The 11,531-nt window shown below is 63.8% G+C and carries 7 protein-coding genes; 5 read left to right on the forward strand and 2 right to left on the reverse strand.

Features of this window, described 5'->3' with window-relative positions; all coding sequences use genetic code 11:
- The first annotated feature begins 10 nt into the window (after positions 1–10).
- Both QE452_RS07065 and QE452_RS07070 read left to right on the forward strand, forming a co-directional pair.
- A complete protein-coding gene (locus tag QE452_RS07065) occupies positions 11–3,457 on the forward strand; it encodes a glycosyl hydrolase 2 galactose-binding domain-containing protein (protein ID WP_405052791.1) in 3,447 nt (1,148 codons plus the stop codon).
- A gap of 105 nt (positions 3,458–3,562) precedes the next feature.
- Positions 3,563–5,089 (forward strand): sialate O-acetylesterase, encoded by a 1,527-nt coding sequence (locus QE452_RS07070; RefSeq protein WP_309658933.1) that lies wholly within the window; start codon positions 3,563–3,565, stop codon positions 5,087–5,089.
- Positions 5,090–5,411: 322 nt separating this feature from the next.
- Here the strand turns inward: QE452_RS07070 and QE452_RS07075 are convergent, their stop codons facing one another.
- A complete protein-coding gene (locus QE452_RS07075) occupies positions 5,412–6,788 on the reverse strand; it encodes an IS1182 family transposase (RefSeq protein WP_309658932.1) in 1,377 nt (458 codons plus the stop codon).
- Between the two features lie 333 nt (positions 6,789–7,121).
- On the opposite strand from QE452_RS07075, the gene QE452_RS07080 reads away from it, so the two are divergent.
- Positions 7,122–8,030 carry an alpha/beta hydrolase gene (locus QE452_RS07080; protein ID WP_309658931.1) on the forward strand — a complete coding sequence of 303 codons (909 nt, stop codon included), beginning with the start codon at positions 7,122–7,124 and terminating at the stop codon, positions 8,028–8,030.
- Between the two features lie 124 nt (positions 8,031–8,154).
- Here QE452_RS07080 and QE452_RS07085 read toward each other — a convergent pair whose 3' ends face one another.
- A complete protein-coding gene (locus QE452_RS07085; protein WP_309658930.1) occupies positions 8,155–8,970 on the reverse strand; it encodes a transporter in 816 nt (271 codons plus the stop codon).
- Between the two features lie 893 nt (positions 8,971–9,863).
- Between QE452_RS07085 and QE452_RS07090 the strand changes: the two genes are divergently transcribed.
- Both QE452_RS07090 and QE452_RS07095 read left to right on the forward strand, forming a co-directional pair.
- Complete coding sequence (locus QE452_RS07090; protein WP_309658929.1) at positions 9,864–10,775, forward strand: ABC transporter ATP-binding protein; 912 nt, start codon at positions 9,864–9,866, stop codon at positions 10,773–10,775.
- A complete protein-coding gene (locus tag QE452_RS07095; protein WP_309658928.1) occupies positions 10,772–11,530 on the forward strand; it encodes an ABC transporter permease in 759 nt (252 codons plus the stop codon). The genes QE452_RS07090 and QE452_RS07095 overlap by 4 nt, the downstream gene beginning before the upstream one ends.
- Position 11,531: the final 1 nt, after the last annotated feature.

Below are 11,531 nucleotides of genomic sequence, written 5' to 3' on the forward strand. Positions count from 1 at the left end.
ACATAAAGCCATGATCGCAACGCTGCTGCTCGGCGGAAGCTTTGCCTCCCCTCTGTCTGCCCAGACAGGGACGCAGAACGATCGAGCCCCGGCGATCGCAAACGCCGGCCCTTATAACGTCACGATTCTTAGTGGCGGCATCGGCGTCGAGCGCGATCTGACCGGTGCCGAGGCTGCGGTTGCGGCGGGCTCCTCATGGACGCTGTCCACATGGGTGCGCCCGGACCGGGCAGGCGAAACCGGCGTGCTCATAGCGATCGGCGACCCGGCCGGCGTCTGCCGCTGCCTTGCGATGAGCAATGGTCGGATCGCTGCGACCGACGGGTCGGTCCGGGTCAGCGGCGGCGCCGTGATCGCTCCCGGTCGCTGGACGCATGTCGCGGCAGTCGCCGACGGTCGAAGTCTCGTCGTCTACGTCGACGGTCGCACCGTCGCCTCGCGTGCCGGCCGACCATCCGCGGTCGCACTGAGGCTGGCGGTCGCCCCCACGGTTGGGACCGGCCAGGTGCCTGATGCCACGCCGCGCCATTTCGGCGGATCGCTCGCCGCTGCCCAATTCGCACCGAATGCGCGCCGACCCGACGAGATCGCCGCGGCGGCTGCGGCACGGCCCGATTTTGCGACGACGCAGTTCTGGCACGTCGGCGTCGGCTGGCCCTTCCAGAAACAGGCGAACATCGGGCTCACTCAGCAGCAGGATGCCTGGACGCTGCCCCGTGCGCGCGGCGACGCGACCACGCCGCCCGCCATCCGCACGGCGCTGCCTCCCGCCGATCTGGCGCCCACTCGCGACGGACGCTGGATCATCAAAGGGTGGCAGCTCGCCGCCGCACCGGAGGTGCGGGAAGATGCCGCGACGCTGTCGCGCCCAGGCAGCGTCAGCGGCACGTGGCGACCGGCCACCGTGCCCGGCACGGTGCTGACCACGCTGGTCGACCGCGGCGTCTATCCCGACCCCTATTACGGCCTGAACAACCTCAAGATTCCCGAAAGCCTGGCGCGACAGGACTATTGGTATCGCACCCGTTTCGTCGTCCCGCCCGAAGCAGCAGGCAAGCGATTGACGTTGGTGTTCGGCGGCGTCAACTACGCCGCCGATATCTGGGCGAACGGTGCCAAGCTAGGCTCGACGCGCGGGGCGTTCATCCGCGGCCAGTTCGATCTGACGCCGGTCGCGGGCGAAAACGTGATTGCGGTCCGCGTCTCGCCGCCGCCCCATCCCGGCATCCCCCATGAGCAGTCGATCAGCGCTGGCGTTGGTGAAAACGGCGGCCAGCTAGCAATTGACGGGCCCACCTTCGTCGCGACCGAAGGCTGGGACTGGATTCCCGGCATTCGCGATCGCGACACGGGTTTGTGGCGACCGGTGGAACTGATCGCTCATGGCCCCGTACGGCTGCTCGATCCGCATGTCGTCACCGATCTGCCGCTGCCGCGCACCGATCGCGCCGACATCTATATCACCGTGCCGATCCACAACGACGGGCCCGCCGCACGTCAGGTGACGGTCCGCGCAGCGTTCGGCGACGTGAAGGTCGAAAAGACGGTGACCGCGGCGCCTGGCGACAGCAGCATCGCCTTCACCCCCGCCGACTTCGCGCAGCTGCACGTCGCCAATCCGAAATTGTGGTGGCCAAACGGCTACGGCGAACAGGCGCTCTATCAGTTATCGCTCGAGGCGGTGGCGGATGGCCAATTGTCCGACACTCGAACCGACCGGTTCGGCATCCGCGAGGTAAGCTATGACCTGTCGCTGTTCGACGCGGCGGGCGCGCTGCGCCGGGTCAATCTGCAATTCACCGATGCCAGCCTGCGCGGCGAACGAATCCTCGACGTCCGGCATCAGGCGATCAAGCAATCCGCCAACGGCTGGGCGGAATCGCTGACCCCGGCCGGTGAACGCTCGCCGGCGGTGACGCCGGTCATCGCGACGATGCCCGAACCGCATCTGACGATCCGCGTCAACGGCGTCGCCATCGCCGCGCGGGGCGGCAATTGGGGAATGGACGATGCGATGAAGCGCGTCGACCGCGACCGGCTGGCGCCCTATTTCCGCCTCCAGAAGGAGGCGCACATGAACGTCATCCGCAACTGGATGGGCAATAACACCGAAGAGGAATTCTATGATCTTGCCGACGAGAATGGCATGATGATCCTGAACGATTTCTGGCAGTCGACCCAGAATTTCCAGATCGAGCCGCAGGACCCGGAGCTGTTCCTACGCAACGCGGACGACGTGGTGCGGCGGTATCGCAACCACCCCTCGATCATCCTCTGGTTCGGTCGCAACGAAGGCGTGCCCTATCCGGCGCTCAACGAGGGGCTGAACGACGTGATCGCACGCGAGGACGGCACACGCTGGTTCACCGGCAGCTCGAACGTCGTCAATCTGCAGGGATCGGGGCCTTATAATTATCGTCCGCCGGTCGGCTATTTTACTGATCTCGCTACCGGTTTTTCAGTCGAAACCGGCACACCGTCGCTATCGACGCTCGAGTCGGTGCGAGCTTCGATGCCGGATAGCGAAACCTGGCCGCTCAGTGACACGCTCGCCTATCACGACTGGCATTTCAGCGGGAACGGCGACACCAAGACGTTCATGAACGCGCTCACCACGATGTTCGGGCCGCCGGCGAGCTTCGCCGATTTCGAACGCAAGGCACAGATGATGAACCTCGAAACGCACAAGGCGATGTACGAGGGGTTCCTGGGGCATTTGTGGACGAAGAATTCCGGACGGCTGCTGTGGATGACGCATCCGGCCTGGCCGTCCAACACGTGGCAGATCTACAGCTGGGACTATGATACCCACGCGGCCTATTACGGCGCCAAGAAGGCTGCCGAGCCGCTGCACGTCCAGCTCAACCTGCCCGGCAACGAGATCATCGTCCTGAACACCACTCGCGCCACTCGGCCGGATCTGCACGTCCGCACCCGCGTCGTCGGGCTGGACAATACGGAACTGTTCACGCGCGAAGACCGGGTTAACGCCGTCGCCAACGCAGCGACGCCGCTGGCAGCGATCCCGCTCGATCGCCTGTTCGCGGCGCATCCGATGCTGCTCGTCAAGCTCGAGATGGTCGATCGCGCTGGCGTGGTCGTGGCCGAGAATTTTTACTGGCGCGGTAGGAATGAGGCGGCGTACCGCGCGCTGAACGACCTGAAGTCGGTAACCCTCGAGACGTCCGCGACCACGAAAGCGGACGGCGGCGAGCAGGTCGTCACCGTCAGAATGACCAACTCGAGCGCCGTTCCCGCGCTAAATGCCAAGCTGACCCTGGTCGACGCGGCGGGGAAACGCGTTCTGCCGGCCTTCTACAGCGACAACTATGTCGCCCTTCTGCCCGGAGAGGAACGAACGATCGAAGTTCGCTATCCTGCAAGCCACGCCCCCCGCGCCACTTCGCTGACGTTGCGCGGTTGGAACGTCGCGGCGGGAGAAGTACCCGTTCGCTGAACGAAACAGCGCCACCCGAGAACCCGCCCACCATATGCCCGAGGGCGGGTAAGCGTCCGTCGGCGGTCGTGGGCCGCTTCCATCCTGAGAACTCCTGGAATGTCCATGATGAACCGCTTGCTCGCTGCCGCCGCCTACGCCGCGCTCATCGCATCCCCCGCGACGGCGCAGCTTCGTCTTCCCCACCTTTTCAGTGACCATGCAGTACTCCAGCGAGATCGACCGATCCACATCTGGGGTTGGGCACGTGCAGGCTCGAGCATAGCGGTCGCGCTCCATGATCAGCACGCTGCCACGGTGGCGGATCGACTCGGCCGTTGGGAGATATGGTTGAAGCCGGAGGCGGCGGGCGGACCCTACCTCCTGCATGTCGACGGCGAGAAAGCGGAGGGCTCGGTCAGCATACGCGACGTGATGCTTGGCGACGTCTGGTTCGCATCCGGGCAATCGAACATGGAGTTTCCGCTGAAGGGGTTCGACGGGGCACCGCTGAAGGATTCCGCAGTTGAGATAGCCGCCGCGACCAATCCGCGCGTCCGACTCTTGCACGTCGAGCATCGCAGCAGCACAGTGCCATTACGAGACGTCGATGCGGCGTGGACGACGACCACGCCGGCGACGGCCGCTGGCTTCTCGGCGATCGGATACTTCTTCGCCCGCGAGATCGCGGCACGCGAGCGTGTGACAATCGGCGTCGTCGATTCGACGTGGGGAGGAACGCCGGCGGACAGCTGGGTCTCCGCCGAGGCTTTCGCGACAAACCCGGCGCTTACGCCCGCATTCGATGCCCGCGCCCGCTTCCAACAGGAGCAGGCGGACGCCGATTTGGCTCTGGCCGCGGAATCGCGAGAGGACGCCGCCATCCGAGCCTCGGGCGGAACGCCCCCGGCGCGTCAATGGCATCCGCCGGAGGAGGCATATCGGCCGTCATCCCTCTACAATGGCATGGTGGCCCCATTTACGGGGTACGGCATCAAGGGTGTGATCTGGTACCAGGGGGAAACGAACAGCAACGTCGCTCGGGCTCCCTACTACGCCGATCTGTTCCAGGGCCTGATCACGGATTGGCGACATGATTTCGCCCAAGGCCCATTCCCGTTCTTATATGCCCAAATCTCCTCTTTCGACTCGCCAGCCGAGGAATGGGGGCTGGTCCGCGACGCCCAGCGGCGTGCGCTGGCGCTGGCCGGGACGGCCATGGCCGTCACCACCGACGTCGGAGATGCCCACAACGTGCATCCAGGCGACAAGCAGACGGTCGCCCATCGTCTAGCCCTCGCCGCAAGGAACATCGCCTATGCCGAGAACGTCGCCTATGCAGGTCCGTTGTTCCGGCAGGCAACCGTCGAGGCCGGGGGCATACGCATCTGGTTCGATCATGCCGGAGGTCTGACTAGCCGAGGAGCGCCCGTGAGCGGCTTCGAGATCGCCGATGCCGATCGAAGGTTCGTCCCCGCGACCGCTCGGATCGATGGTGACACCGTGGTCGTGTCCGGACCTGTGGAACGGCCTCGCTTCGTCAGGTACGCTTGGAGCAACGTGGTGCCCGTCAACCTCTACAATGCCGCAGGCCTGCCCATGTCGACGTTCACCTCGGAGGAACGCATCCAGGGGCACATGGCATATCCTTGATCGCTTTGCATTCGGTGCTTCGAGTGCCGCAAGCGGAAAAAATGCGCTTGATCTTGCGGACGATGACGCTGCGATTACAGTATCGCGTCTGCTCAGGGGCACAAGCGGCCGCCATGCCTTGCGATCACGATTGACCCAAGAACGGTCATTCCGGACGCCCTGCCCGCACCCCAGCTTCTGCCATTTGTTCATCTCGCAATAGGGAGCATGCTCAACTGAGCCGACCGACCGGGTGTCTGGCATTGGTGGATTGTGTTGAAGAAGTCGGCGTCTGGCGCGGAGATAATTGGCGGCTGGTTTGCGTCGGAAGCCGCTGACCGCCTCAGGCGGGTAGTGGCTGTACCGGCATCGGGATGAGCTTGGCCAACTTGCGGAGGTTCTGGGCGGTGGCTGCCATATGGAACTCGTCCCTGGCACCGTTTGGGCCACGCAGGCGCAATCGGTCGAGCTTCAGGATGCGCTTGAGGTGCGCGAACAGCATCTCGACTTTCTTTCGCTGGCGGCGAGACGTGACGTAACCATCGGTGGTGGCGATGTCGCGGGCGAGGTCGCGAGCCCCTTCATGGACCGAGCGGGTGACCTTGCGCGCCGGCATGTTGGGCGTACAGCGTTCCCGCAAGGCGCAGTCGCCGCAGTCCTGCTGTCGCGCGCGATAGCGGATGAAGCCGTCCTGACCGACATCGCCCCGGGCGGTCGCGAAGTTGCGGTTCCTGGGGCGCAGCCGCTTGCCGCCAGGGCAGACGTAGCTGTCGTCGTCATGGTCGTAGGTGAAGGCATCGCGCTCGAACGTGCCGTCGCGGCGCGCGGACTTGTCGAACACCGGGATGTGCGGCTGGATGTCACGCTCGTGGACCAGCCAGGCCAGCATCTCCGCCGAGCCATAGGCGGTGTCGGCTGCCAGCCGCTCGGGCCAGACGCCGAAGCGGTCCTGCACCCGCGCGATCATGCGCTTGCACGCGGTTACCTCGGCCTGGCGCACGGCGGTGCTCGCTTCGACGTCCATGATGACGGCGTGGTCGAGGTCGATGAGGTAGTTGGTCGAGTAGGCGTAGAAGGCAGGACCGCGATGCGCGCTGGTCCAGCGCGATGCCGGGTCGGCCGGCGCCAGATACTTGGGCACCACCGGTGTTGCTGCGCCGAACGCGGCATCGTCGAGCACGGCCAGATACTCGCGGACCGCACGGCTGTCGGCGTCGGGTGGTACGCCGTCGCTTCCCGGCCCGCCGGTCTGGCGGTTGGCATCGGCGCGGATCAGGCTGGCGTCGACCGCGAACCCTTCGCCGCTCACCAGCCCCTCGGCCATGCAGCGCGCGACCGTCGTCTCGAACAATCGGCGCAGCAGGTCGCTGTCGCGGAAGCGCCCGTGGCGGTTCTTCGAGAAGGTCGAGTGGTCGGGCACGTCGCCATCCAGCCCCAGCCGGCAGAACCAGCGATACGCCAGGTTCAGATGCACCTCGTCGCACAGCCGCCGCTCGGACCGGATGCCCATGCAATACCCGATGATGAGCATCCGGATCATCAACTCCGGATCGATCGAGGGGCGACCCGTCTCGCTGTAGAAGGGCTTCAGCTCCTCGCGGATGCCCGACAGATCCACGAACCGGTCGATCGAACGCAGCAGATGATCCGCCGGCACGTGCCGCTCCAGGCTGAAGCTGAAGAACAGCGCCTCTTGCGCCACCGTCCGCTCGCCCATCATCGGCCCGTCTCCGCTCGCCTCAAGGCAATTGAATCAGACCGCCGACACTACTGCAAGCCTGCCTTTTTCAACACAATCGGTGGGAAGCGGACAGTCCACTTTTTGGAGGTTAGCTGCCATGAGCATTGGCCTCGATTGCTGATCGCGCGAACGGCCATGCACCAAGGCACTTACCAGCGTAGCGTCAGGCCGGGCGACCATCTCCAGATTGTTTTACGCCGCGGGTGCCCGCGATCCACATGCACGACCAAGGTCGCAATAGCCTTGTATATCCGACACCTGCAGGATCAGTGGGACTGATGGCTCGATACACCGCCGCGCAACGGACATTCGATGAGCGTGCGCAATCGGCAAAGGAGAAGATGTTCGGTGCAGAGGCCACGCCACCTCCTCATGCTCTCGGTTGCGCTGGCATGTCCTGCGGTTGCGGCATCAGATGCCAACGACGCGGTCGGCTCAATATGGCCTCAAGGCGCGCCTGGTTCGGAGCGCCATGCGGCGGAACAAGAGGAACTAGAAGATGGCACCTATGTGCATAATGTCCATCGGCCATCCCTGACGGTCTCTCGCCCCGATGCGAGACGTGCCAACGGAGTTGCGATCGTCATCATCCCCGGTGGCGGTCATCGCATGCTCGTCTTTCAAAACGAGGGAATGGTGCCTGCGCGAGCACTGAACCGCTACGGCATTACCAGCTTTGTCCTGAAATACCGCCTCGCGAAGGAACCCGGCTCCACCTACACGATAGAGGGTAATGCGGCGGCAGATGCCCGGCAGGCCATCCGCTGGGTCCGCGCTCATGCAAAGGACTATGGGGTAGACCCGCACCGGATCGGCGTAATGGGCTTCTCGGCTGGCGGGGAGATCGTATCGCTGGTGGCGGACAATCCTGCCCCAGCTGCCACGCAAGCAGCCGATGCCTTCGATCACATAAGCTCTCGACCAGATTTTCAGGTCCTTGTCTATCCAGGACCTCTTGGAATACCGGCGAGGTCAGCAAGTGGTGCGCCCCCCGCCTTCATTGCGGCGGGCACCCTTGATCGCTGTTGCGCCGCGCCAGCGCTTGACCTGTACACCCAGCTCCGGAACGCCGGAGTATCTGCGGAGCTGCACATGTTCGCCAGCACCGACCATGGCTTCAACCTCGGCATGCATAACGACCGAATCTCAATCCAGCACTGGCCAGATCGCCTTGCTGACTGGCTAAGCGATGAAGGCTGGCTGACTTCCAAGCATTCATAAATCCAGACAGATGGGCTGGTGAACCACATCCAGTCGTTTGCGCCCTTCCCTGCCGCCCAACTTCAGCCGCCTGTTCATGTTGGGAAAGGCATTGAAATATTTACTTTAGTTCAGAAGCAGGGTGTTAGAACCTATGCGATATGCCTAAGAATGCCTCGATGTCCGGTGCAGCGCTGTTCAGACCAACGTTCGCACCGGCGTCGAATTGCGTATTTTGATCCGACTGCCACGATAACGCCAAGCTGCCCAAGGTAGGAGTTCCGCGCACTGTGCGATCCGGATCATCGTCCCGCGTGACCTGAGTGCTCAGATCGGCTTTCAGCGTCTCGCTAAATGAATATTCAATCTCGGCGGCAGCACCGTACAGTGCATGACGACCCCTGCCGTCGTCATTCACGGCTGCCGACACGATTGGGGTAAGCTGCAGCGAGATTGTCTTCGACGTACGATAGGTGATGGGAAGCTGGAACGTTGCACCCCAATCGCCAGCGCCGATCGGCTGGCGACCCACCGGTAGCAGCGCCGTAACGATGCCGGACATCGCCAATCCCAAATCGCCCTTGCGCTCAATGACCGATGTCTTGACGCCGATAGTGGCGTCCCCGACCCTGTGCGCCCGCATCACTGCTTCACCCATCTTGCGGTCACGCTGAACACCGAATGGCGTCCATCCCAGCCGAAGCTCGGTTTTCCCGCCGACACCATAACGGATCAGAGTATCTGCGATCAGCACCGTATCGACCCGCTCGCCATCGCGACGCTCGAGCGTCCAGTTACCCAGACCCGTTTCAGTCTGTAGGCGGCCAGGCGCCGTGATGCAGGCGCTGGTAGTCAGCCCTGGGCGCTCGCTGCACAGCCGATCAGCATTGCTGTTCTGCGCTGTCGCCGTCACTGGGATCCACGCCACGCTGCAAGCCAACGCTTTGATAAAGTCCCGCATCGTTACCCCTTTCGAGCGGCGTAGCGCAAAGAGACCAACCGCTCTATGGCCAATACGCATCTTCCCTCGGCCTCACCAAACCTCTGTAAAGGACGCTTGGAAGCTGGTCGCGACCCGTTCGCCATCGAACGCCCGGAAAAATCAACGTCAGTGTCAAGTTGATTTTGAGAAGGGGTGACCCAAAAACTGACGTTCGGGGCCCCCTTCCCGCTTCTCAAGTTCAGACATTCATTCATCTTCGCTATGAGATGAACTGCGAGGTGAACCATCCTGATCGAGCGTCGCATCCCGCTGACGCATGCAATTTTTTAGACCAAGTGACCTTTTCTCAGGGGTTGGCTATCGATGCTCGGCAATGATGGAGGGCATCGCAAATATGGCGCTTAGACACGGCGATCGCCGTGCCCAGGCCTATGAGCGCGCTGAACCCGTAATCGGCTGCCTCCAGGATGCTATCACGGTCTATCGTCGTGACAGTGGCGACTGTAACGGGCGGCCTACGATCAGCCAGTTGATCGCGGCATGTGACGCATGCGGCATGAGCGCCGCCCGTGGCGGGCCGGTGACCCGCTATACAATCAGGTCAGCCCTAAGACTGATGGGGCTCTCGTAGCCTAGACTTGACTCAAAACCGGTCGTTCGCGCCCTCCGTACCGCTCCCCAACTCCTAACGCTCGATCATCAATGGCTTAGCGGTCGTAGTTACCGCCGTAAGGCGCCCGTTGAGTTCAATTCGTCAATCGCCGCCCCCATGACATCTGTCACTACGCGGCAAGCAGGGGGTGGCGCAATCTGAGCCAACTTCGACGAGGTTGACCCATGCATTCAGACGCCCTCACATTCGTTGGTGCCCTTTCATTAGCCGCTGTTATGCAGTGCGCGAGTGCGGCAAGATGACCCACAACCTTGGCGATGTCGCAGGCCTTACAGACGTCTCGAAGCGGCTTGGCGGCCGCGCGGTCCTCGCGAACTTCAGCATGGGCGTCCGCGCCGGCGAGGTCACAGCACTGCTCGGTGCGAACGGCGTGGGCAAGACCACATCCGTGTCGCTGCTCACGGGGCGCATCGCTCCGGAAGCTGGCGAGGCGATGCTATTCGGACTCGATCCGTGCCGCCCCGCCGCACGCCGGCGGCTAGGCGTGATGCTTCAAAGTGCCGGGCTGCCCGACGTGTTGACGATCGCCGAGGCGGTGACGCTTCAGTCCGGCTACTACCCCGACCCACGGCCACTATCAGAGACGCTGGCGCTCGCAGGCCTGACTGGCCTTGCCGACCGACGCTGCGGCGCCTTGTCGGGCGGCCAGGCGCGGCGTGTTCATTATGCATTGGCGATCTGCGGCCGGCCCGATCTGTTGGTGCTCGACGAACCGACGGCCGCGATGGACCGCGCGTCCGCCCGGATGTTGTGGGGAACGGTCCGCGCGCTGGCTGAGGACGGCGCGGCCGTGCTGCTGACCAGCCACGACCTCGCCGAGGCCGATGCGCTGGCGGATCGGATTGTTGTGATGGATGCCGGGCGCATCGTCGCTGATGACACGCCTGCTGCCCTCCGTGCGCGTGCTGGCGGATCGGTCATCCGCTGCCGCAGCCACCTTGCGGCCGCGCAAGCAGTGCGACTTCCAGGCGTCCGGGAGGCGGTCATGGAAGGCGCCGAACTTCGCATCGTTACCGCCGATGCCACCGCCACGGTCCGCACGCTTCTTGAGGCCGATACGACCCTGGCCGACCTGCGCGTCGCCGATGCGACGTTGGAAGATGCGATTGCCACCCTGCTGGGGCCGCGTGACGAGAGGATCGCCGCATGACCGCCGTTACTGCACCCGCCCCCAGTGGCATCTGGTTGCGCGAAGCCATTGCCGAATTGACGCGGACGATCCGACTGCCGCAGTTCCTTCTGCCGACCGCGCTGACGCCCGCCGCGTTCTACGGGCTCTTTACTCTCGCCGTCACCAAGTCACCCTCGCCTGAGTATGCCGCCGCAACTTTGGCCGGATACGGCGTCTTCGCAGCCACCGGACCAGCGCTATTCGGTTTCGGCGCAGGCGTAGCGATGGAGCGCGAGCAGGGTTTGATCGAGCTGAAGCGTGTTTCGCCGATGCCCGCCGGCGCCTATGTAGCGGCGAAGCTGCTTGCGGCGATCGTCACCACGGCAATGGCGCTTTTCCTCATCGATGTGCTGGCGATCATTGCAGGCGTCCGCCTATCTGCCGTGACCTGGGCGTCGCTGACGCTGCTTCATCTCGGCTCCGCCATCCCCTTTGCCCTGATCGGTTTCGGTATGGGGATGCGGATGAGCGGCAAGGGCGCGGTCGCGGTTGCCAACGCGCTTTTTCTTGGCGGATCGGTACTGGGCGGATTGTGGATTCCCAGCACGATGTTCCCCGGCTGGATGCGGACGCTGGGTGAAGCAACACCCTCCTTTCACCTTGGCCAGCTTGCGCGTGGGATCGTTGGTGTCGAGACGATCGGCTCGCCGCTTGTCCATATCTCAGCAGTCGTAGCGATGACCGCGGCCGGGATCGCCTGGGCGTGGACGGGCTGGCGGCGGAGCCCCGCTTGAC

It is taken from the genome of Sphingomonas sp. SORGH_AS_0438, assembly GCF_031453475.1.
Taxonomy (GTDB): Bacteria; Pseudomonadota; Alphaproteobacteria; order Sphingomonadales; family Sphingomonadaceae; genus Sphingomonas.